Origin of the sequence: Serratia sp. BIGb0163 (assembly GCF_024809935.1) — a bacterium.
Taxonomy (GTDB): domain Bacteria; phylum Pseudomonadota; class Gammaproteobacteria; order Enterobacterales; family Enterobacteriaceae; genus Serratia; species Serratia quinivorans.
Window position 1 is genome coordinate 1,355,719 of the sequence record NZ_JANUDZ010000001.1, and the last position, 24,027, is coordinate 1,379,745.

General features: G+C 55.1%; 17 protein-coding genes and 1 pseudogene. 7 read left to right on the plus strand and 11 right to left on the minus strand.

Going from position 1 to position 24,027, the window contains the following annotated elements:
• Positions 1-66 precede the first annotated feature (66 nt).
• Positions 67-1,524, minus strand: coding sequence for an amino acid permease (locus tag M2406_RS06565; RefSeq protein WP_126501694.1), 1,458 nt, complete (start codon positions 1,522-1,524; stop codon positions 67-69).
• Positions 1,525-2,143: 619 nt separating this feature from the next.
• Here M2406_RS06565 and M2406_RS06570 point away from each other — a divergent pair.
• A complete protein-coding gene (locus tag M2406_RS06570) occupies positions 2,144-3,418 on the plus strand; it encodes a Glu/Leu/Phe/Val dehydrogenase (protein ID WP_259189346.1) in 1,275 nt (424 codons plus the stop codon).
• A 56-nt stretch (positions 3,419-3,474) separates the two neighbouring features.
• Here the strand turns inward: M2406_RS06570 and M2406_RS06575 are convergent, their stop codons facing one another.
• On the minus strand, positions 3,475-5,013 hold the full coding sequence (locus M2406_RS06575; RefSeq protein ID WP_115184654.1) for a long-chain fatty acid--CoA ligase: 1,539 nt from the start codon (positions 5,011-5,013) through the stop codon (positions 3,475-3,477).
• A 215-nt stretch (positions 5,014-5,228) separates the two neighbouring features.
• On the opposite strand from M2406_RS06575, the gene M2406_RS06580 reads away from it, so the two are divergent.
• Complete coding sequence (locus M2406_RS06580; protein ID WP_218217004.1) at positions 5,229-5,798, plus strand: DJ-1/PfpI family protein; 570 nt, start codon at positions 5,229-5,231, stop codon at positions 5,796-5,798.
• 85 nt (positions 5,799-5,883) lie between these two features.
• On the opposite strand, the gene M2406_RS06585 is transcribed toward M2406_RS06580, so the two are convergent.
• From M2406_RS06585 to M2406_RS06605, 5 genes are all read right to left on the minus strand, one after another.
• Positions 5,884-6,261, minus strand: a complete 378-nt coding sequence (locus M2406_RS06585) for a DUF1493 family protein (protein ID WP_259189347.1) — start codon at positions 6,259-6,261, stop codon at positions 5,884-5,886.
• A gap of 182 nt (positions 6,262-6,443) precedes the next feature.
• A complete protein-coding gene (locus M2406_RS06590; RefSeq protein WP_259189348.1) occupies positions 6,444-7,898 on the minus strand; it encodes an efflux transporter outer membrane subunit in 1,455 nt (484 codons plus the stop codon).
• A gap of 1 nt (position 7,899) precedes the next feature.
• Positions 7,900-11,055 (minus strand): efflux RND transporter permease subunit, encoded by a 3,156-nt coding sequence (locus tag M2406_RS06595; protein WP_259189349.1) that lies wholly within the window; start codon positions 11,053-11,055, stop codon positions 7,900-7,902.
• A 2-nt stretch (positions 11,056-11,057) separates the two neighbouring features.
• Positions 11,058-12,212: an efflux RND transporter periplasmic adaptor subunit gene (locus M2406_RS06600; RefSeq protein ID WP_115184650.1), complete on the minus strand. Its 1,155-nt coding sequence runs from the start codon at positions 12,210-12,212 to the stop codon at positions 11,058-11,060.
• Between the two features lie 148 nt (positions 12,213-12,360).
• Positions 12,361-13,875 carry an MDR family MFS transporter gene (locus M2406_RS06605; RefSeq protein WP_259189350.1) on the minus strand — a complete coding sequence of 505 codons (1,515 nt, stop codon included), beginning with the start codon at positions 13,873-13,875 and terminating at the stop codon, positions 12,361-12,363.
• 43 nt (positions 13,876-13,918) lie between these two features.
• On the opposite strand from M2406_RS06605, the gene M2406_RS06610 reads away from it, so the two are divergent.
• The gene (locus tag M2406_RS06610; RefSeq protein WP_259189351.1) at positions 13,919-14,614 is read left to right on the plus strand and encodes a TetR/AcrR family transcriptional regulator; all 696 of its coding nucleotides are present in this window, start codon (positions 13,919-13,921) and stop codon (positions 14,612-14,614) included.
• A 36-nt stretch (positions 14,615-14,650) separates the two neighbouring features.
• Here M2406_RS06610 and M2406_RS06615 read toward each other — a convergent pair whose 3' ends face one another.
• A complete protein-coding gene (locus M2406_RS06615) occupies positions 14,651-15,778 on the minus strand; it encodes an agmatine/peptidylarginine deiminase (protein ID WP_259189353.1) in 1,128 nt (375 codons plus the stop codon).
• A 148-nt stretch (positions 15,779-15,926) separates the two neighbouring features.
• Here M2406_RS06615 and M2406_RS06620 point away from each other — a divergent pair, with 148 nt between their 5' ends.
• On the plus strand, positions 15,927-16,790 hold the full coding sequence (locus tag M2406_RS06620) for a LysR family transcriptional regulator (RefSeq protein ID WP_259189354.1): 864 nt from the start codon (positions 15,927-15,929) through the stop codon (positions 16,788-16,790).
• Between the two features lie 152 nt (positions 16,791-16,942).
• A complete protein-coding gene (gene ggt / locus M2406_RS06625; RefSeq protein ID WP_017892886.1) occupies positions 16,943-18,616 on the plus strand; it encodes a gamma-glutamyltransferase in 1,674 nt (557 codons plus the stop codon).
• A gap of 47 nt (positions 18,617-18,663) precedes the next feature.
• Here the strand turns inward: ggt and M2406_RS06630 are convergent, their stop codons facing one another.
• Positions 18,664-20,607 (minus strand): DUF3857 domain-containing protein, encoded by a 1,944-nt coding sequence (locus M2406_RS06630; protein ID WP_259189357.1) that lies wholly within the window; start codon positions 20,605-20,607, stop codon positions 18,664-18,666.
• Between the two features lie 174 nt (positions 20,608-20,781).
• On the opposite strand from M2406_RS06630, the gene M2406_RS06635 reads away from it, so the two are divergent.
• Positions 20,782-21,339 (plus strand): GNAT family N-acetyltransferase, encoded by a 558-nt coding sequence (locus tag M2406_RS06635; RefSeq protein ID WP_259189358.1) that lies wholly within the window; start codon positions 20,782-20,784, stop codon positions 21,337-21,339.
• A gap of 10 nt (positions 21,340-21,349) precedes the next feature.
• Here the strand turns inward: M2406_RS06635 and M2406_RS06640 are convergent, their stop codons facing one another.
• Positions 21,350-21,919, minus strand: a complete 570-nt coding sequence (locus tag M2406_RS06640; protein WP_259189359.1) for a helix-turn-helix domain-containing protein — start codon at positions 21,917-21,919, stop codon at positions 21,350-21,352.
• Positions 21,920-22,048: 129 nt separating this feature from the next.
• Between M2406_RS06640 and M2406_RS06645 the strand changes: the two genes are divergently transcribed.
• Positions 22,049-22,963 (plus strand): DMT family transporter, encoded by a 915-nt coding sequence (locus tag M2406_RS06645; RefSeq protein WP_259189360.1) that lies wholly within the window; start codon positions 22,049-22,051, stop codon positions 22,961-22,963.
• 249 nt (positions 22,964-23,212) lie between these two features.
• On the opposite strand, the pseudogene M2406_RS06650 reads toward M2406_RS06645, so the two are convergent.
• Positions 23,213-23,785, minus strand: a pseudogene (locus M2406_RS06650) (RNA-guided endonuclease TnpB family protein); the annotation flags it as partial.
• Positions 23,786-24,027: the final 242 nt, after the last annotated feature.

Here is a 24,027-nt window from a genome sequence, read left to right on the forward strand (position 1 = left end):
ATTCAGAAATTCAAACTGGGGTTTATAACAGTATTGAGCTGTTCTGGCATTTTTTACTCACCGAACCTACTCAGCCTCTTGACCAGCCTGGTAATACACATAGCCTTCCCGGGCCAGGCTATTTTTGATTCTGAAGCGCCAAACTAACGCCAGGGCGATAAACCACAGCGGCATACTGCACAGCGCTATCAGCGTATCCCGGTCAAATACCATCAGCACCAGCGTGAAAGCGAAAAACGCCAACGTCAGCCAGGTCATGATCACCCCTCCCGGCATCTTGAAGGTAGAACGCTTATGCAATTCGGGCCGTTGCTTACGATAAACCAGATAGGCCACCAGGATCATGCCCCAGCTATAAACCACCAGTATCGCCGCCACGGTAGAAACTATGGTAAACAGCGTCATCACGTTCGGCATCAGGATCAACAGCATGGTGCCCACCACCATACAGAAGCAGGAGAACATCAGGCTGCGGATTGGAATAGCGGTGGTACGTGACAGTATTTTGAACTGCCCGTGCGCGTGTTTCTCCATCGACAGGCCATACAGCATGCGGGTGCTGGAATAAACCCCGCTGTTGGCTGAGGACATGGCCGAGGTCAAGGCGACAAAGTTAATCACCGCGGCTGCCGCAGGCAAACCGGCCTGGTCGAACAGCATAACGAACGGGCTGCTGTCCGGCGAAACGTGGCTCCATGAGGTCACGGCGATAATCGCCAGCATCGAAAACACATAGAAAATGATGATGCGTACCGGGATCACGTTGATCGCTTTGGGCAGTACTTTCTGCGGATTTTTGGTCTCGGCCGACATGGTGCCCAGCAGCTCAATGCCGGTACAGGAGAATATGGCAATCTGGAAGCCGGCAAAAAAGCCGAATATGCCGTGTGGCATAAAGATATTAGGGTCGGTGATATTACTCACCGAGGCTTTAACCCCATCCGGCGAGGTCCAGCCAATAAATACCATCCAGGCACCGGTCAGGATCAGCGCGATAATGGCAATCACTTTAATGATGGCAAACCAAAACTCGGCTTCACCAAACATCTTCACCGACAGCATATTGAACAGGCACAGCAGCCCCAGGGTCAGCAAGGCCGGCAGCCAGGGCGAAACTTCCGGGTACCAGTACTGCACGTAACCCCCGCAGACCACCACATCGGCAATGCAGGTCACCACCCAACTAAGCCAGTAAGACCAACCGAGAAAAAAACTGGCTTTGGGCCCCAGGTATTCAGAGACGAAATCGGCAAATGAGCGATAGTCGAGCTTGGTCAGCAATAATTCGCCCATCGCCCGCATCACCATAAACATAAAGAAACCGACAATGACGTAGGTCAAAACAATGGAAGTGCCGGAAAGCGCGATGGTTTTGCCCGAGCCCATAAACAACCCGGTGCCAATGGCACCGCCGATGGAAATAAGCTGAATATGGCGTTCGCTCAGACCTCGTTGCAATGTTTGGGCGCAGTCGTGCCCCTCGGTTGAAAGGGTATTCAACCGATGTTGCTTACTTTTTGTCATGGTGTTACCTGTCCGTCATTAAGGCGATTAAGCAGCTTTTACCGCTGCAGCAGGAGTGAAACGCCGTTGGCGTTCTACCGGCAAAAAAGAAATTCAGGCCAAACGCTGCCTGCCCTTTTGTTAAAGGGAAGTAAATATCTGTACGACTCAGAAAACGACTGTTCGAACCGAGTGCCAGCTCACATTTAGCATGCGAAGCATGAGCATGGAGGATAAATGGCTTTATATCAGTGGGTTATTATCATTCCCGTTCAAGAAAAACATGCGACCAACACAGATTTAACATGAATTTAACTCTGGCGTCAGGAAACGGCATTGTCAACACGACACTTAAATAAAATGAAACTTTTTGATCACATTCAAGGTTCTGAAAAATAGATAAAAACGCGTTTTATGCACTTTTTATGCATAAAGTATGCGTGGTCAGCTAACCCCTCCTGAAAAAGTAATTAACTATTCATTTTTGCGTCGAAAAACCCGCTGGAAACCGCCCCGCAGCCCATCAAGGGGGGGCTAACAAGCGACACTTTTAATGGTAAATTTGGCGTCGCAAAAGTGTTATGCACTTGGTAAACCACGGTTAAACAAAATAAACACCTCTATATAAAAAAGGTTGGTTATGGAAAAGCTATCCTACGCTTCAGAAAGCAGCACAACGGCCTGGGCCACCTATCTGCAACAAATCGACCGCGTTGCACCTTACCTGGGTGATCTGTCGCGTTGGGTTGATACCCTGCGTCACCCGAAGCGTGCGCTGATCGTTGATATCCCACTGCAGATGGACGACGGTTCAATCCGCCATTTCGAAGGCTTCCGCGTTCAGCACAACCTGTCGCGCGGCCCGGGTAAAGGCGGCATCCGTTATCACCCGGACGTTGATCTCGATGAAGTCATGGCGCTGTCAGCCTGGATGACCATCAAATGTGCGGCAGTCAACCTGCCCTACGGTGGCGCCAAGGGGGGGATCCGCGTCGATCCTTTCAAACTGTCTGAAGGCGAGCTGGAAAGATTGACCCGTCGCTACACCAGCGAAATCGGTTTTATCATCGGGCCACAGAAAGATATCCCGGCACCGGACGTCGGCACCAACTCCAAAGTCATGGCCTGGATGATGGATACCTACTCCATGAACCACGGCACTACCATCACCGGCGTGGTTACCGGCAAACCTATTCACCTGGGCGGCTCTCTGGGTCGTGAGAAAGCCACCGGTCGCGGTGTATTCGTTACCGGCTGTGAAGTGGCGAAACGTCTGGGCGTGCAAATCGAAGGTGCCAAGGTTGCGGTTCAGGGCTTTGGTAACGTGGGCAGCGAAGCCGCCCGCCTGTTTGTTGGTATCGGCGCGCGTGTAGTGGTGATTCAGGACCACTCCGCTACCCTGTTCAGCGCCAACGGCATCGATTTGACTGCACTGACCGAATGGCAGGCCAAGAACAAGCAAATCGCCGGCTTCCCTGGCGCCAGCGAAATCGAAAGCGAAGCTTTCTGGTCCGTAGACATGGATATCCTGATCCCAGCCGCACTGGAAGGTCAGATTACCCGTCAACGTGCAGAAATCCTCAGCGCCAAACTGGTTCTGGAAGGCGCTAACGGCCCAACCTACCCAGATGCGGACGACGTGCTGCGTTCACGCAACATCACCGTGGTACCTGACGTTATCTGTAACGCCGGCGGCGTAACGGTCAGCTACTTCGAATGGGTGCAGGACATGGCCAGCTACTTCTGGAGCGAAAGCGAAATCAACGAGCGTATGGACAAGATCATGACCGACGCCATGATTCACGTTTGGAACAAGTCCGAAGAGAAAGAGTGCAGCCTGCGCACAGCGGCTTATATCGTCGCCTGTGAGCGTATCCTGACCGCACGTAAAGAGCGTGGCATTTACCCAGGTTAATGCGTTATCTCTCCCGGCTTGCTCTGCAGGCCGGGATTATTTCAAAGCGATCCCCTTCAACGCAGCAATCGTTTCATCACCTTGCCGGTACTGGTCATCGGTAACCGTTCGACAAACTCAACGACGCGTGGGTATTTAAACGCCGCCAGCCGTTCTTTGGTCCAGGTGATCAGCTGTTCTTCACTCACCGCTTCGTCCAAATCCTTCAGCACCACCACCGCTTTAATCTCTTCGCCGAGTGACGGATGTGGTACGCCAATCACGGCTACCAATGACACGGCCGGATGGCGGATCATCAGTTCTTCGACTTCTCGCGGGTAGACGTTAAATCCGCCGCGAATAATCACATCTTTCGACCGGTCGACGATAAAATAGAAGCCATCGGCATCACGGCGTGCCAGGTCACCGGTTCTGAACCAGCCCTTTTCCAGCACCTCGGCCGTGGCTTCCGGGCGGTTAAGGTAGCCCTTCATCACGTTGTGGCCACGCACTGCAATCTCGCCAACCTGATCTATCTCCGTCAATGTTTTGCCGGTGACATCAACCAGACGAACTTCAATCCCCCAAATCGGCTGGCCAATAGAACCCACTTTATTGATCCGCCCCGGATGGTTAAAGGTCGCCACCGGGCTGGTTTCCGATAAGCCATAGCCTTCCAGAATATTCACCCCGAAACGCTGGGCAAAATCTTCAATAATTTGCACCGGCAAACTGGCACCGCCGGAGACAGCCATGCGCAGGTTTTTACGTAACAGGGCAAGATCCGCCGTATCATCCAGCGCGTTCAGTAATGCCCAGTACATGGTGGGGACACCGGCAAAAAAGGTGATGGCGTGCTTTTGCATCAGCGCAATGGCCTGCTTCGCATCGAAACGCGGCACCATGACCAACGTCGCCGCCAGGGCAAAACCGGCGTTCATCTGCACGGTGGAACCAAAGGTATGGAATAGCGGCAACGTCACCAAATGGCGATCGGGATTTTCTAACGAACTATTGAACAACTGTACCGAACCCAGCGCATTCAGCACCAGATTGGAATGGGTCAGCTCCGCCCCCTTGGCACGGCCGGTGGTGCCGCTGGTGTAGAGGATCACGGCGGTGTCGGATTCCACCGTGCTGACGCTGTCAAAATCGGTGGACTGGATGCCGATCGCCTGACTGAAACGGTCACCCGCCAGCGGAAGGCTATCGCCGATAATAATAAAGTCACGGCAATGTTCTGCGGTTTCAAACGCGCGTCGAGCTTCTTCCCCCAACGTTAATCCATTGCCGCCCTCAAAGCAGAAGAACATTACCGCCTGGCAATCCTGCAGGTAATATTCAAACTCCCCCGCTTTTAACAAGGTGTTCAAAGGGACGACCACCGCACCGGCTTTGAGGATGCCATAGTAAATAGCGGGAAACTCCCAACTGTTCGGGCAAGCCAGCGCCACCCTTTCACCGGGCTGCACTCCCCGGGCAATCAGCAAATTAGCGATCTGATTGGCCCTTTGATTCAACGTGGCGTAGCTAAACTGAATATCCTCCTGCACCAACGCCAGACGATCCGGAAACGAACGCGCACTCTCTTCAAGCAATGTAGCCAAATTTAGCATGAGGTTTTCTCGAAAGCAGAGACCGGGCATGCCCGGTGAGTCATCGACTGAGATACTGCGCGACCTCGCTGAGGTTGCTCTCCCTGAACAGCCTGCGGCGAAAAAAAACCACGGCAGTAATCAGTATAGACGAGGTCATACCAGTGTAAAGGTTCGCGCTCCGCTGCCTGATAGGCTATATGTTAGGGATCATTTCCCCTCCCGGAGAGCCCCTGATGAGCAAGAAAAAGATCCTGATGCTGGTTGGCGATTACGCCGAAGATTATGAAACCATGGTGCCGTTTCAAGCGTTACAAATGATAGGTCATCAGGTGGATGCCGTGTGCCCCGATAAGGCCATAGGCGACTACATCATGACGGCGATCCATGATTTTGACGGTGCGCAAACCTACAGTGAGAAACCGGGTCATCGTTTCACCCTGAACGCCGATTTTTCGGCAGCCAGAGAAGCAGACTACGACGCCCTGTTGATCCCCGGCGGCCGAGCGCCAGAGTATCTGCGACTGAACCCGCAGGTCATCAAGCTGGTGCAGGCCTTTGACGCCGCACGCAAGCCCATTGCCGCCGTTTGCCATGGTCCGCAGCTGCTGGCCGCCGCCGGCGTGTTGAAAGGCAGAACCTGTAGCGCCTACCCGGCCTGCGCGCCAGAAGTGCAGTTGGCTGGCGGACACTTTGCCGACATCGGCATCGATCAGGCCCATGTTGATGGCAACCTGGTGACTGCCCCGGCCTGGCCGGCACATCCACAATGGTTGGCGAAATTTGCCGAACTGCTGGCGGAATAACGCAATGAAAAGGCCCGCAATCCAGCGCGGGCCAATATTTTACTTTGACTGTTCGTGGGTTAATTATTCCGCCAACAATTCGGGGTTATTTTAATTGCTCAATCAGAAAGTGAATGTCATAGAGCCAACGTTTTGCCCGGGCGGATCGCACCAGCATATAAACATACAAGGGGCGGATCCTTTCCATCTCTAGATCCCAATGATTACCACGTCGGGATGATGAGGAAAATAATGACACTGATTTAGACTCCTGACGAAAATACAGCTCATGGTTGTAATTACTGCTGTCTATTCGGAAGGCGTCGAAGTAACCATGCATCAGCGTCTCCGACATAGGTAAAGACAGGTTTAGCTCTTTGTTTATTTCGGTATTGAGAGTCACTTCTATGCCCCTTTTGAGCAGGCCCGGCGTGTTATAACGGTCGACCACTGAAATCACCTGCTGCTGAATATCACTTTCCATTTCAACCTCAAACTATTTGGCCGCGAGAATGATGCGATAATATTCAGACCTTTCTTAAGGTAGCGAGTTCTGCATGACAAAGTGATTTTCCTTTTCTTTACACTTTCACCACAGAGTGAATATAAAAATACGCAGAATGTTGTCGGCATCCTGCGTATTAGCATGGTTGTTTACAGTAAATCTTATTGGGTCAGGGAGACATTATTGGCAATAACGCCATCGCCCTGCTTCTCTGCGCTAATACCCCCGCCCAGCACTTTATACAGCGTGATCAGGTTTTGGTATTCGGTTTGCTGAGTGGTAATCAACGACTGACGAGCGCTATACAAGGTACGCTGCGCGTCAAGCATCGTCAGATAGGTATCCACCCCGTGGCGATAACGCAGCTCTGCCAGGCGATAATATTCCTGTGAAGCCGCCACATAGCCGGTTTGTGCCGCTAACTGTTCCTGAATAGTGCCCTTACGCGCCAGGGCATCGGCAGTTTCCTGGAATGCCGTCTGCACCGCTTTCTCGTAGGTGGCAACGTACAGGTCTTTCTGCGCCCTGGTGTAATTCAACTGGGCGGTGTTATAGCCGCCGGTGAAAATCGGCAGGCTGATACTCGGTGAAAATGACCAGACGCCAGCCCCCTTGCTGAACAGTGATGACAATTCACCGCTGCCTATACCGCCACTGGCCGTCAGACTGATAGACGGGAAAAACGCCGCGCGAGCGGAACCGATATTGGCGTTAGCCGCCTTCAGGTTATGCTCAGCCTCCAGCACGTCCGGACGGTTCAGCAGCACCTGGGATGACAGATTCGCCGGAATATCTTTCATTATGCCGGACAATGCTGCGATATCCGTCGGCAACAGATTCTCAGGTACACTTTGCCCCACCACCAGATCCAGCGCATTTTTCGCCTGTGCGGCGCTGGTGGTGTAGCTGGCCACGTCCGAGCGAGCCTGCTGATACACCGTGTCCGCCGTAGCAACATCAACCATCGACAGAATGCCGTTTTGCTGGTTTTTGCGCGTCACGGCCAGTGACAATTTGGCGCTTTCCATAGTGCCCCTGGCCGCATTCAGGTTGCTGCGTTCGGCGGCCACGTTCACCCAGTCGGTGACGATATCGGCGATCAACGTCAGGCGAGTGCTTTTGGCCGCCTCCGACTCCGCCAGATAGGTTTCAAAGGTCGAACGTGACAGGCTACGGTTCTTGCCGAACAAATCCAGCTCAAATGCACTGGTGCCGGCCGTGGCTTCGTAGCTCTGGCTAATCGCGGTGGCGTTACCGTTACCGGTTAGTGCCCGCCCACGGCTGCCGTCCACACCGGCGTTAATGGTCGGGAACAAATCGGAGCGCTGCTCGCCGTAAAGCGCCCGCGCCGATTCAATATTGGCAATGGCTTCACGCAGATCTCGACTGCTGCTCAGCCCCATCTCTACCACCTGTCGCAGTTTGGCGTCGACCACATAATCACGCCACGGAATATCCGGGTAGCTCAGTGATAATTTACCGGAAGGCGCAGTATAAGCCGCCCCCTGTGGCATGGTGGTCGGTACCGGTGCCGCTGGGCGCTGGTAGTTCGGATCCAGCGAGATACACCCCGCCAGTAACAGCGGAAATGTCAGAGTGATTAAACGTTGCAACACATTATTCTCCTGCCTGTGGCGCAGTATTTTCTAACGGTTTGGCGACGACGGTTTTGCGTGAAAACATCCGGCGCACCAAGACGTAGAACAAGGGAACGAAGAAGATCGCCAGTATCGTTGCCGTGATGGTGCCGCCAATGATCCCGGTACCGATAGCGATGCGGCTGTTGGCCCCGGCACCGCTGGACACCGCCAGCGGTAACACGCCGGCGCTAAACGCCAGGGAGGTCATCAGAATCGGGCGCAGACGCATACGGGATGCCTCGACCGCCGCGGCGATCAAGGTTTCGCCCCGCAGGTATTTCTCTTCGGCGAATTCGACGATCAAAATGGCGTTCTTGGCCGACAGACCAATGATGGTCAACAGCGCCACCTGGAAGTAAATATCGTTTTCCAGCCCACGCAGGGTGATCGCCAACAGCGACCCGACCACGCCCATCGGCACCACCATCATGACGGCAAACGGAATTGACCAACTTTCGTACAACGCCGCCAGGCACAGGAACACCACCACCAGTGAAATGGCATACAGGGACCCAGCCTGTCCGCTGGTCAAGCGTTCCTGATAAGACAGACCGCTCCAGGAAAAGCTGCTGGCGGAAGAGAACTGCGCCGCCAGCTTTGCCATCTCATCCATCGCCGTACCGGAACTGGTCCCGGGCGCGCCTTCACCGGTGATCTCAAACGACGACAGACCGTTGTAGCGCGACAGGTTTTCCGGCCCGTAAATCCAGTGGGAAGAGGCAAAGGCCGAGAACGGCGTCATGCTGGTGGTACCGCTGCTGGAAGTCCCACGGACAAACCATTTGTCGAGATCTTCCGGTTTTGAACGGTACTCGACGTCACCCTGCATATAGACTTTTTTCACCCGGTTGCGGTCGATAAAGTCGTTGATATAGGTGCTGCCGAAGGCGCTGGTAAGCGTGCTGCTGACGTCGCTATTACTCAGCCCCAACGCCTGCAATTTGTCATTATCGATCTCCACCTGCAGCTGTGGGGTATCCGGCAGAGTGTTGGCGCGAACCGCGCTCAGGCTGGGATTTTTCGCCGCCGCCGCAATTATCTGGTCACGCATCACCTGCAGCTCTGCACGGGTCGTTGCGCCTTTGGCCTGCAATTCGAAGGTGAAACCGTCAGACTGGCCAAAACCGTCAATCGCCGGAGGGCTCATCGAGAACACCTGGGCATCGCGGATCTTGGCGAAGTGCGCCATCGCACGCTTGGCAATCGCATCAGCGGTATTGGCACTGCCGGAGCGTAAACTCCAGTCTTTCAGGCTGACGAAGGCCATACCGGCGTTTTGGCCACTGCCGCTGAAACCAAAGCCGTTAATGGTGAAAATGGTACTGACGTTGGCCTTCTCATCGTTGAGGAAATAATCTTTTACTTCGTCACTGACCGCCGAGGTACGGGCATTGGTGGCACCGGCAGGCAGCGTATACTGCACCATCACCACCCCCTGATCTTCATTGGGCAAGAAGCCTGTCGGCAGGCGCATATACATCACGGCGGCGGCTATCAACAACAGGCCATACAGCAACAGATAGCGCATTGGGCTGTGGATCACCCTGCCGACCTTATCGGCATATTTCTCCTGCAGGCGGTTATAGCCGCGGTTAAATTTGCCCAGCAGGCCCTTGTTGGTCAGTTCCTCATGCGCAGGTTTCAGCAAGGTGGCGCACAGTGCCGGAGCCAGGGTCAACGCCAGGATCACCGACAACACCATAGAAGCCACAATAGTCACCGAGAACTGGCGGTAGATCACCCCGGTGGAACCGCCGAAAAACGCCATCGGCAGGAAGACCGCCGACAGCACCATGGCAATGCCAACCAGCGCGCCGGTGATCTCCTTCATCGATTTTTCGGTTGCCTCGCGCGGCGGCAGTTTCTCTTCCCGCATCACGCGTTCGACGTTCTCCACCACCACGATGGCGTCATCCACCAAGAGTCCGATAGCCAGCACCATGCCAAACAGCGTCAGGGTGTTGATTGAATAGCCGAAGGCGGCGAGTACACCGAAGGTGCCCAACAGCACCACCGGCACGGTAATGGTCGGGATCAGCGTGGTACGCAAGTTCTGCAGGAAGACAAACATCACGATCACCACCAACACCACCGCCTCGATCAGGGTTTTCACCACTTCTTCGATCGAGATATTAATAAAGTCGGTGCTGTCTTTCGGATAGGCCACCTTGTAGCCATGCGGCATTGAGGTTTGGTATTCCGCCACCTTGGCCTTGACCAGTTTGGCGGTATTGAGCGCATTGGCCCCGGCGGCCAGTTTGACGGCAATCCCCGAGGCCGGGTGGCCATTCAAGCGGGCGCTGGAGGAGTAATCCTCGTTGCCCAGTTCAACCCGTGCCACATCGCCCAGGCGCACCAACGCCCCGCTGCTGTCGCTTTTCAGGATAATATTGCGGAACTGCTCCGGCGTTTGCAGCCGCGACTGCGCCTTCACCGTGGCGGTCAGTTGCTGATCGGCACCGGAAGGTAAATCGCCGACCTTACCGGCAGAAACCTGGGTGTTTTGCGCCTCAATCGCCGTTTCCACATCGGACGGCATCAGTGAAAAAGACGCCAGTTTGGTCGGGTTAAGCCAGATGCGCATCGCGTATTCAGACCCGAATATCTGCACATCACCGACGCCGTCTATGCGCGACAGCGGATCCTGAATGTTGCTCACCAGATAGTCGGAAATATCCGCCATGCTGGCCTTGTCGGTTTCATCATACAGCCCGACGATCAGCAAAAAACTGCTCTGGGATTTCTTGACCGTGACCCCTTGAGCGGTCACCTCTGCCGGCAGACGACTTTCCGCCTGCTGTACCTTGTTTTGCACCTGCACCTGAGCGATATCCGGATCCGTGCCCTGATCAAAGGTCACGTTAATGCTCACCGAACCGTCGGAGCTGCTGGTAGCAGAAAAATAAAGCAGTCCGTCCAGGCCGGTAAGCTGCTGCTCAATCACCTGGGTAACGCTGTTTTCCAGAGTTTCCGCATCGGCCCCCGGGTAGGTGGCGGAAATGGAAATCTGCGGTGGGGAGACGTCCGGATATTGCGAGATGGGGAGCGAATTGATCGACATCAGGCCACACAGCATGATGATGATCGCAATCACCCAGGCAAACACCGGCCGCCGAATAAAGAACTGCGCCATGGTTATTGATCCCCGCCGTTAGTCGCAGCCTTATTCGCCTGCTGTTGCACTTCAACGGCCTTGACCTCAACGCCGACGGCCACCTTACTGGTGCCTTCGACAATCAGTCGGTCGCCTGCATTCAGCCCTTTGCTGACCAGCCAACTGCTGCCGATCACCTGTCCGGTGGTGACGGTGCGTTGTTCCACTTTGTTTTGCGCGTTAACCACCAACGCGGTCGCCTCGCCCCTGGCATTGCGGGTAATGCCCTGTTGCGGTGCCAAAATGCCTTTGGGATCGACCCCGTTGTCCAGGGTGGCATGGACATACATGCCCGGTAGCAATTCGTGCTCGGGGTTAGGGAACACGGCACGCAGCGTGACAGAGCCGGTAGATTCATCCACCGACACTTCGGTCAGTTCCAGCTTGCCGGGGTGGGTATAGGGCGTGCCGTCTTCGAGTTTGATCGCTACCGGCGTGACATCGTCACGTTGTAGTGAAGCCTGCTGCTTGCGCAATTTGAGCAGTTGACTGCTGGACTGGGTGAGATCGACATAGACAGGATCGAGCGCGCGAATGGTTGCCAGTGCATCGGTTTGGCTGGCGGTCACCAGCGCACCCGGCGTGACCGAAGAAATACCAATACGGCCGGAAATCGGTGCGCGTACCTGGGTATAGGCAAGATTGATTTTGGTGGTTTCCAGCGCCGCCTGATATTGCGCGACGGCGGCTACGGCCTCCAGATAGGTTGCCATCGCATCATCCGCATCCTGTTTGGAGACGCCATTCTCCTTCACCAGTGCGGCATAGCGCTGCGCCTTCAAGCGGCTGGACTTCACCGTAGCTTGGGCACTTTTCAACTGCGCGGCGGCCTGATCGTAACTGGCCTGGTAGGTCGCGGGATCGATTTGATACAGCACCTGTCCGGCTTTGACCTCCGCCCCTTCGGTAAACAGGCGTGCCTTGATAATGCCTTCCACCTGCGGACGAACATCCGAGGTCATGGTGGCATTGACCCGGCCCGTCAGGTCACTGCTCAGCGTGACCGGCTGGCTGCGCAACGTTGCCACGCCAACCTCCGGCGAACCACCGGCTCCGGGCGGCATACTGCCGCTCTGACCATCACAGGCAGACAACCACAGCGACAGGCTGACCAGTAAAACCTTGTTCCTTTGCATCGACTTTTCATCCTATTGAGAACGCTTATTCTCAATATATAGAAAGCGACGTTTTTAGTCTGACAGGGTTCCGTAAGGATTCAGTAAAAGTGCACTACAGAGCGAGTGGTAAGCCGGTACGCACGCATTTCACGCACCGGCTCAGGGTTTATTTCTTGCGCAGAGGCACGTCTTTCAACAGCCAGGTCAAGGCAAAGGCCAGCGCCATTACTCCCGCCGCAATCTGGTACACCGAGTGGATCGCACCGCCGAAGGCCTGCAGGTAGTCATTTTGCAGTTGCACCGGCAAATGGTGCACGGCATCAGCCCCCAGTGAACGCGGCAGCTCTGCGCCCTCCGGCAGCAAAGTGGCCAGGCGGCTGTGCAGCACATTGGTGAAAATTGCGCCAAACACCGCCACGCCGATAGAGCCGCCAATAGAGCGGAACAGCGTGGCGCTGGAGGTCGCTACCCCCATATGCTTTGGCTCTACGCTGTTTTGCGCCGCCAGGATCATCACCTGCATCACCATACCCAGCCCCAACCCCAGCAGGCTGATGTAGAGGTACAGCAAATGCACCGGGGTCGAATTCTTCAACGTCCCCAGCAACACCATGCCTGCCAAGGCACACAGAGTGCCGATAATCGGGAAAATGCGGTATTTGCCGCGCTTGCTGATCAACCGACCGCTGATGATCGAACTGAGCATAATCCCACCCATCAGCGGCAGCAGCTGCATCCCGGCCTGGGTAGGCGTGGAATCCTTCACTACCTGTAGATACAGCGGCAGGAAAGTCACCGATCCAAACAGTGACATACCAACGATAAAACCTATCAACGCGCAGAGCACAAAGGTGCGATTACGGAACAGGTCGAGCGGAATAATCGGCTCGCTCGCCAGCCGCTCTTCGTAGATAAACCCGCCTATCGACACCAGGCCAAAGGCCAGAATGCACCACAGTTGACCGTCCGACCAGGCCATCACCGTACCGCCCTGGCTGGTAAACAGGATGATGCAGGTCAGTGCCGCCGCGAGATAACTGGCCCCGAGAAAATCAATCTCATGTTTAACCCGATTGACCTTCGACTGGAATACCGCGCCAATCACCAACAGCGCGAAAATCCCCAGCGGCAGGTTGATATAGAAAATCCAGCGCCAGGAGAAATGCTGCACCAGCAACCCGCCGATCAGCGGGCCGACCACCGTCGCCAGACCAAATACCCCGCCAAACAACCCTTGATAGCGTCCACGATCGGCCGGTGGGATCACATCGCCGACCACCGCCATGGTCACCACCAACAAACCCCCGCCGCCCAGCCCTTGCAGCGCACGCATCAGGATAAGTTCCGTCATATTCTGTGCCAACCCACACAGCACCGAACCGAGCAGGAACACCACAATGGCGATCTGCAACACTATCTTGCGACCAAACAGATCGCCAAACTTGCCATACAGCGGCACCACGATGGTGGATGCCAACAGATAGGCGGTCACCACCCACGACAGGTTCTCCAGGCCACCAAATTCGCCGACGATGGTCGGTAATGCGGTAGACACAATGGTCTGATCGAGTGCTGCCAGCAGCATAACCAGCAGCAGCGCGGAGAACAGCAAGCGGATCGAGGGTGCTTGTTCAGACGCCCTGCCGCTTTCTTCGTTGCCTGCTACGTTATCAATACCCATTTAGCCGAGCCTGCTTGTAATTAATTAATCGAGTAATTAATATATGGGTTATTCTTTTCTCCGGTCAATGGATCTCACCGCGATGACAGCACAAAACGTTCAAAAAGCACGCCGCCCCGGTCGCCCCAGCGGCAGCGCCAATGGCGCAGAAAAGCGCGAACATTTGCTCGACACGGCGCTAAATATGTTTGCCCGTCAGGGCATTGCCGAAACTTCACTCAACGCCATCGCCCGTGAGGCCGGCGTGACGCCAGCCATGCTGCACTACTACTTTCACAACCGTGAACAGCTGCTGGATGTGTTGATCGACGAACGTTTTATGCCGGTGAGGCTCGCTGCCAGCAGCGTTTTTGACGCCAATACCGACGATCCGGTGGCCGCATTTACCCAATTGGCGCAGCGGTTTATTGATATCTCCAGCGAGCACCCGTGGTTTCCCCCGCTGTGGCTGCGTGAGGTGATGAGTGATAACGGCGTATTGAAGCAGCGCATGAACGAGCGTTTTGGCGACACCCAGCGCAAAGGTGCGCTGCAATCGATCATCCGTTGGCAGGCGGAAGGTAAACTGCATGCCGGACTGGAACCCTCTTTGCTGTTTATCACCCTGTTTGGCATGACGCTGTTGCCGTTGGCCACCGCGCCCAAATGGCACCGTGATGACAGCAACCCACTAAGCGCCGATATTATCGCCCGTCACGCCATTACGCTGTTGACCCACGGTCTGGGGCCACAAGTGTGATTGCAGGGCCAAGCCGGCCCTGCACGGTTACCCGACTTAAACCGCCGGCAGTTGATGGGTCACGCAGTGAATGCCCCCGCCGCCTGCGGCAATGGCGTCAATATTCAACTGCACGACTTCACGATCGGGATAAAGCCCGGTTAAGAGTCGCAACGCTTCACCATCTGCTTCCGGATCACCAAATTCGGGAGCGATAACCGCGCCGTTGATCACAAAGTAATTGATATATCCCGCCGCAAAGTCCGGATTACCCTTGCTGAAACGGCTACGGCGCGGTTCCATCGGCGGCGACATGGTATGTATCTGCAACTTGCGGCCATCGGCATCGGTCGCCTGTTTGAGGATCGCCAAATGCGCCTGGGTCACTTTATGGTCGTAAGAGTCGGGATCGGTATCCAGATTGGCCACCACGACTCCCGGACTGGCAAAACGGGCGTAGAAATCGACGTGGGCGTCGGTGATGTCTTTGCCTTTAATCCCCGGCAGCCAGATGATTTTGCGCAGCCCGAGCATCTCTTTCAACTCTTGCTCCACCCGATCACGGCTCCAGCCTGGGTTACGGTTCTTGTTGACCCAACTGCTCTCGGTCATGATACCGGTGCCGTGGCCATCCACTTCGATGCCGCCGCCTTCCCCCACCAGTCCGCTGCGCCATATGTTGGCCACACCGTAATGGCGGGCTTCAAACGCCGCCAAACGCGCATCGTAGCGGTGCTGCTGTTTGTTGCCCCAGCCGTTAAAGTTAAAGTCCACCGCCCCCAGTTTGCCCGCCTGATTAACGACAAAATTGGCGCCAATGTCACGCATCCAGATATCATCAAGCTCGGTGACAATAAAGGTCACATTGTGGCTGCCGCATTTTTCTTCCGCCAGCCGACGCTCACTCTCACGGCAAAATACGGTTAGCGGTTGATATTGAGCGATCGCCCGAGCGATGCGCCCCAAAGCATCCTGCACACCCGCAGTGTAATCAGCCCAAATAGCCCGCTGCGCACCGAAGGCGATAAAAGCGCATTGCTGCTCCTCACCTTCATCCGGCATACGCCAGCCTTCTGCTCGCACGGCTGGCGCGGCATTGGCATGTAACGTCAGCCCCATGGATGCCGTCAGGCTCATGCCGGCAATCAGGGATGCCTGCTTAATAAATTCACGACGCGTTGACATGCTTAGCTCCTGTATTGCCGTCATTTAAATAAGATATTCTGTTCAGTGAAAGACGGCGTGATTTCGATGTAATACATGTTAAAGCTTCCAACGCTGCCATAACAAAGGATACATTTAGCAGACACCTGATTAGATAGGCTTATCAATAATGCTAAAGCACTGGCCCCCGATGAACGCGTTACGTGGTTTTGAAGCCGCTGCCCGCCTGGGCAGTTTCCACCAGGCCGCCGATGAGCTGCACCTCACCCAGTCGGCGATCAGTCAGCAAATACGCAGCCTGGAAGCCTATCTGGAACAACCGTTGTTTTTCCGCAGCGGCCGCAGCGTCAGCCTGACCGACGCCGGGCACGATCTCTACAGCACCGCCCAGGTGATGCTGCAACAACTGGCAGTCGGCATCCGCCGTCTGGATCAATACCGCAAACCTAACCAACTGATCGTCAATACCACTCCGGCGTTTGCCCGTCACTGGCTGGTGCCGAACCTGAAAAGCTTTCATCGGCAGCACCCGGATATCGACCTTTGGCTGTTCACCACCTTCACCCCACCGGATATGGCGACGGAAACCGTCGATCTGGCGATCCGTGACGATCTCAGCGCACAAGCCGAATGCAGCCTCCGGGTATTACATCAGGACCGACTCTATCCGGCTGGCCATCCTGACGTACTGAAACTGGAGGCTGAGCAACGAACCACCCTGCACGGCGAACGTGAGATGGACTGGAGCCATTGGGCCGTTCAGGGCGGCGTCAATGTCGGGCAAAGCAGTCACGGGCTGAATTTTTCAGATCCTGGCCTGTTACTGGATGCCGCCTGCGATGGCCTGGGGATCGCGCTGGTCAGCCAATTGCTGGCCCGACAGGCGCAGGCAAAAGGCGTGTTGCAACCCCTGACGGAACAAAGCGTACGCGGACCCCACTGGGCCTGGCTTGTCCACCGCGACAGCGAACAGAGTCCGCATACCCGGCAGTTTTGTGAGTGGTTGCTAACTCAGTTGCCGTCCACCGTTTAACGCTCCAGTTCACGGATCCATGCAGCGGATAAAGCATGGCGGATTGAGCGATGCTACCTTCAATCAGGCGCCCGAAAACCTGCACAGAATGGCGCTAAGTAATTGTTGAGATTGAAGTCACCTGCCATCGTTCAATTCGAAAAGGAACCGCTATGCATTCTGGCTTATTGAAAACCTTAGCACTCAGCGTGGCACTCGCCACTCTTAGCCCCTCGGTGTTGGCCGCAAATCTGAATGCCGGCGCCGTAGCGGCACCGGATCAATACGGTGCCAAAGTGGCCGCACAAATTTTGCAGGCCGGGGGTAACGCGGTCGATGCGGCAGTCGCCACCGCTTTTACCCTGGCCGTGACCTACCCGGAAGCCGGTAACATTGGCGGCGGCGGCTTTATGACGCTGTACGTCGACGGCAAACCCTATTTCCTCGACTACCGTGAAATCGCCCCCAAAGCCGCTACCAAAACCATGTACCTGAACGAAAAAGGTGAAGTGATTGAAAACCTCAGTTTGGTGGGGACCAAGGCCGCCGGAGTGCCCGGCACGGTGCTGGGGTTGTGGGAGGCACATAAACGCTTTGGTAAATTACCCTGGGCGGAGCTGTTGACCCCGGCCATCGGCTACGCGCAGCAAGGTTTTAAGGTCGCCGATCAGCAATATCAGTACCGTGAAGACGCCAACAAGCTGTTCGCCGGAAAAACCAACTTTGGCGATTACTTTGGCAGTATGAAACCCGGCGCTGTGTTTAAACAACCGGAGCTGGCCAAAACGCTGGAGCGCATCGCCAATAAAGGCGCCGAAGACTTCTATCAGGGGGAAACGGCCAAACTGCTGGTGGCCCAGATGCAGCACGATGGCGGCCTGATTACCCAGGCCGATCTGACTGACTACCGGGTGAAATGGCGTGAACCGATGCAAATCTCCTGGCGCGGCAATACCCTTTACACCGCCCCGCTGCCCAGCTCTGGCGGCATTGCGCTGGCGCAGTTGCTGGGGATCAAAGAAGATCGTGCCGCCGACTTCAAAGGCGTAGAACTTAACTCCGCACGTTATATTCACCTGCTGTCGGAAATAGAGAAACGCGTGTTTGCCGATCGCGCTGATTACCTCGGCGACCCGGACTTTGCCAAGGTGCCGGTAGCTCAACTGGTCGCGCCGGACTACCTGCAAAAACGCGCAGCGGAGATCAACCCCACCGCCATTTCGCCAACCGAAAAAGTGCGTCCTGGCCTAGAACCGCACCAGACTACCCATTTCTCGATTGTTGACGCCCAGGGCAATGCGGTCAGCAACACCTATACGCTGAACTGGGACTTTGGCAGCGGCGTGGTGGTGAAAGGGGCCGGCTTCCTGCTGAATGACGAGATGGATGACTTCAGCGCCAAACCGGGCGTAGCCAACGCTTTTGGCGTGGTCGGCAGCGATGCCAATGCCATTGAACCGGGTAAACGCATGCTTTCATCCATGAGCCCGACCATTATCACCCGTGACGGTAACGTCAGCCTGGTGATTGGTACCCCCGGCGGCTCGCGCATTTTCACCTCGATTTTCCAGGTGATCAACAACATCTATGATTACCAACTGCCATTGGACAAAGCCGTGGCCGCCCAACGCGTTCATCACCAACTTCTCCCTAAAGACACCATCTTCTTCGACAGCTTTGCCCCATTGACCGGCAAAGTAGCGGAACAACTTAAAGCCATGGGCTATAAGTTGGAAGATCAGGGCTGGTATATGGGGGATATTCAGGCGATCCGCGTCAACGGCGATACGCCAGAGACGGCGTCCGACCCTCGTGGCCGCGGCGTGGGATTGGTGGTGAAAAAGTAACGATAAAAACCGGGCGGCTTCGCAGTAAGCCCGCCCGGTTGGCTTTATTACCTCGCAGCCGTAGCCGCTTTAACGGCCCCTTGAGTCAATTCACCATAAACCACCTGCCCACGGAAACCGCGACGTACCTGCTGGAACAGCTCGCGGAATGCCGGGTAATCCTGCGGCTGACAGAGTGCATCCTTGCCGCGAACGGCATTCATCTGCAACCGATGGTTAACCACCACCTGCCGTCCCTCCAGCTGCCATGTCACCCGGTATTCACCGGCGGCATTATTGAACTGCTGGTTCTTTGGAACCGCAATGATCGGCACGCCGGTGGGCAAACTCAGACGATAGGTCTCATCATAGCGTTGTGCGGTGCAATAGAACGGCGTTTCGTTGGTCGGTGCCGACGTCGTCGAGTAAAGCGTACGGAAAGATTTCCCACCGGGCGGCGTTGGCACCATCATCCCGCCGACCACGCCAAAATCGACATAGTCCTCGGCCTTGAAACGATAGCTGTAACCAAACTGCTTTTTGAGATCGAATGGATCGCCATGCAATGCAATTTCCCCACGGCCATCAATACCGGAAGACGCCATAATGGTTTCTTCCACCCGTGCCTGGTTTTGCTGGTTAAGTTGGGAAAAATAGCCCCTCAGGTCAATCTCATCCACCTCACCCAGTTTGCGCTCCGTCTGCCCACGCATATTGCCCGCTTTATCGAAGACAAAGTCCACGCTGAGTGACGTGTTATTACGCAGTTCATCATTGTCTGGGGTGCGTGCCAATTTCGCTTCGCGCGTGATCAATACCGGCGCCCCGAGATCGGCCCCCGGCAGTTGACCAAAACGAGCCCAGGGATTGGTGGAATCCAGATACAGATTGAATTCCGGCACGTAGGTAATCGCGTGGTTGAAGCGCCCCAACAGCGGCACCGTTGGCAAAGTTGGCCCTTCATCCATGCCGATCAGCACCGGTGAACTGACGATGCCCTTGGCGGCCAACAACGCCTCCAGCAGCACCACGTGATCCTTGCAGTCCCCGTAATGGTTATCAAGGATACTCTGCGCCGAATTGGGCTCCAGCCCACCGTTGCCCAAATACACGGCAACGTAGCGAATATTCTGTGCCACCCAGCGGTAGATCGCCGCCGTCTGTTCACGACGATCGCTGATACCGCTGGTGATTTTGTCCGCCAGGGCTTGCACTGCCGGGGTGACTTTCGCCGCCTGGCTGGCTTTCAACTGGTAGGCTTTGGCCAACTGCGGCCATTCGCGGTAGGTGCTGGCCATGATGGTTGGGCTGAACGTCCAACTGTTCGCTGACCAGTTCTGGGCCTTTAGCGGATCGCTGCGCTGATAACGCCAGCGCCAGTGTGCCTGGCCATTGCTAACCTGTGGTGCATTGCCACCTTCCACGCCACGGGTAAACACATGCATCGGCAAGTCTGCCGGCGCGAGCAGGTTAACTTCCGCGTCATCAAATTGATCGAATACGCTGAAGGTTTCCCACAGGCCAAAGTAATCAGGGAAATACGGCGTGTTTTGCGTGCGGCGCAGTTCATACACCACGCGCGAACCCGGTGCCAGGTTGGAGAAGACGATAACCCGCACCTTGCGATCGGCGTACAAGGGCGCCGAGGCGCTGGAATAACTTTCCTGGGTATAGATGCGATCGGGCGCCACATCATGGCGCTGGCCATCGGCGGTCAGCGTATAGGCAGAGAGCACCTCCAGCGTTTCCATTTTCTCGCTGTAACTCAGGCGGATTTGGCTGAATTTTTCGACCGCGGCTTTGGTTTTGAGCAGGACTTCGTAGCTCTCGGTTTTCACATTGCTGGCATTGGCTCGCACTTGATAATCGGCGCGGTAACGCACAAAGCTAAAATCATTACGGGCAGCGTTTTCCTGTGCGGTAGCCGTCGGGGCCTCTGCAGCCAGCAGCGTTGCCGGTTGCGCCGCAGTCAGACCGGCAAGCAAAAGTATCGAGGGAACAACAATTTTCATCTTCAGTCCTTGAAGGTTGTTAAACCATGACGGTGGCCTTAATCAGGCGCGGCACAATAGTATAAATGAGAAGCGTTTTCAATAAAATACCGATTCGCCTGACAGGATCCGAGGTATCATTCGGGGCAGCAAGTTTCAAAGTACAAAGGCCACGTTTTAAAAGGAAGGCTATTTATGGAAAATATCATTATCGAAAAAGCGAAAAAAACCGATGCGGCAGAAATTGTAAGGCTCATCTCCCTGGCAGATAAAGATGCCGTATTGGCTCTTTCCGGTAAGGATGATATTAACGATGCCCTCCATCAGTATGAAATCAATTTCAGTCGTGAAGATATCTACTTCAGTTACAGAAACATCTTTGTCGCCAGAAGCCACAGCGGGATCCTGGGTTGTATCCTCTACTTTCGCGGTGAAGATGAATCCGGTTTTCAGTCCATCACCGAACATCTGCCCGATATGGAAAATGAGTCTGAACCGGATGAAATCTATATTGATTCTCTGGCGGTGTTACCGGAATGCCGGGGCAAGGGCATAGCCAAACGTTTGGTTAATCAGGTGACGCTTGAGGCCAAAAAACAGGGTTTCCAAAAGGTCGGCTTACTGGCCGACAAGAGTAAACCCTATCTGGGCAAAATGTATCAAACGCTGGGGTTCAACGTGACGGCGGAGGTCAATCTGCTCAACGACCATTATCAAAAGATGACCTTTTACACAGAACCCCTGCCTGAGTGACCCAATGGGACTAGCCTTGCTCTATCAGCATTACCGCCGTGGTATCCGCTGCCAGGGCTTCGAAAACGTGCTCCCGATCGGCGGAGTAGCTGATGTAATCCCCCGGACTCAACTCCACCGCCTGGTCCTTCGGCCCGACTAGCGCCCTGCCACTACTGATAATCACGTGCTCAATGGTGCCCGGCATATGCGGGCGCGAAATGCGTGCCTCGCCCGGTTGCACGCTCAGGCGGTAAATATCGCGCTGCGCGCCCGGCGGACAGGTCGCCAACAAGGTCGCGGCGTAATTGGCCTGCTCGGAAACGGTGGTCACCCCTTCATTGGAGCGGATCACCTGCACGTGCTGACGCGGCTGGGATATTAACCGGCTGACCGGCACATCCAGCGCCATCGCCAACGCCCACAGCGTTTCCAGACTGGGGTTACCGTTGCCGGTTTCCAGCTGTGAAAGCGTCGATTTTGCTATACCCGCCCGCCGGGCCAACTCGGTAACCGACAGCCCCAGCCGCTCGCGTTCGCGGCGAATAGCGCTAGAAAGCAGGCCAATAGGAGTGAGGTTACTGTCGGTATTAACGCTCATTGTTCACCATATCATCCATTTGTTCGACTTGACGAACGATTGCGAGCTGTTCATCATAATGTTCAGTTGTTCATTTTAATGGTAACTGCCGATGTCGGCAAGCACTGAGCGCAAACGGGGAGAAGGTGAATGAAGGTGAAAACCAGCGGCGTATGGCAGATGACGCTCGCCATGATGATTTCCGGCACCGTAGGCTGGCCGGTGGTGATGCTGGGGCAACCGGCTACCACGGTGGTCTTCTGGCGTTGTGCTTTTGGCGCGCTGGCGATGCTGGTTGCCTGCGCCCTGCTCGGCCTGCTGAAAAAGGGCCGGTTAACCCGGCGACAGGCCGCAATAGCGGTACTGGGTGGGATCGCGCTGGTGTTGAACTGGACGCTGTTATTTGCTGCCTATTCCTACGCCTCTATTGCCGTGGCAACGGTCACTTACCACGTGCAACCCTTTATGTTGGTCGGGCTGGGGCTGTTGTTTTTTGGTGAAAAACTGACCGCAAACAAAATCGGCTGGCTGCTGCTGGCCTTTGGCGGCATGTTGCTGATTATTACCGGAAAACATGAAGGCGCTGCTTCCGGATCCCATTACTTTACCGGTGTGATGCTGGCGCTGGGTGCGGCTTTTATGTATGCGGTCGCGGCAGCGATTGTCAAACAGTTGAAAGGGGTGCCACCGCATCTGATCGTGTTGATTCAGCTCACCGTTGGCGTGGTGCTGTTGGCTCCCTTCGCCGGGCTGGACGCTCTGCCATCAACGGCAAATGCCTGGCTGCTGCTGGCAACCCTTGGCCTGGTGCATACCGGGTTGATGTCTTCGCTGTTGTACAGCGCGATCCAGAAAATCCCGACCAGCCTGGTGGGTGCCTTGTCGTTTATCTATCCGTTGGTGGCGATTATCGTCGACTGGGCGGTGTTCGGCCACCGCCTGAGCCTGATGCAACTGTTGGGCGCTGCGGCCATCTTGCTGGCGGCGGCGGGGATGAATTTTGGTTGGCGGCTGTTGCGGGCGAAGAAAAAGCCCTGTCTGGCGGACGAGAGCCAAACGCCTTAAAACCCGTTTTTATCACCGATACACGTCAGGCAGGGTTATCCCAAAAATATCAAAAGCTCAGCAAAATAAGGTATTCGCCCCGTTTAGAAATAGCTGTTATTTATTGAGACAGACATGGCGGAGGAACAAACGATGACGCTTTATTTGTGGAATAACCGACTGAAACAGCGCGTCCGTTTCAGCTACTGGAATGAGCTGTGCGTGACTCAGTGACTGCTCCCCGCCGTAAACGGCGAGGCTTCCCACTTCTCAGGCCGCAACCGTCGATATGACAGATTTACGCTGGCCTCCATGGGCAGAAACGACGAGTCCCGCCGCCTGTAAATCCGTTATACCCTTGTGCTGGATGTTGATGGCCGCGTTAATATCGCGGTCATGCTCAACACCACACGCCGGGCATGGCCAGATACGTTTATTCAGCGGCATTTCCGTCATTTTATAACCGCAGCAATGGCAGGTTTTAGAGCTGGCAAACCATTGATCAATTTTCACCAGGTGTTTGCCGGACTGCTCCGCTTTGTATTCCAGTTTCATCACGAACCCAGACCACGACGCATCCGCAATGTGCCGCGCCAGCTTGTGATTTTTCATCATGTTTGCTGCTTTCAGTGTCTCAACAATGACCGCTTGGTTTTCGTCAACCAGTGTCCGAGACAATTTATGCTGGAAGTCAGCACGGGCATTCGCCACATGCTCGTGGCATTTCGCTACCTGTAAACGCGCTTTTGCCCGGTTTACACTGCCTTTTATCTTTCGTGACAGCGCTTTATGTTTACGCCGCAGATTACGGCTGGCACGTACCAGATGTCGTGGGTTGGCTATTTAGTGGCTCTTTTCATCATGGACGCTCACCGATAATCAGCTTGTACTGTATGACCTTAGGAAGCCTTTGACCAGAAAATGTGCATCACTATAAGTTGACCGGTTATCTTCACCGTTGCCATTGGGTCAGCAAATGCGTTGTCCATTCTGGACGAGTTTTTATCTCACCGCAGCGCAACAATCGAAACACTGAAAACCTATGTACCATCGCGAAAATACCTGATTAGCTCCCCTTATATCCC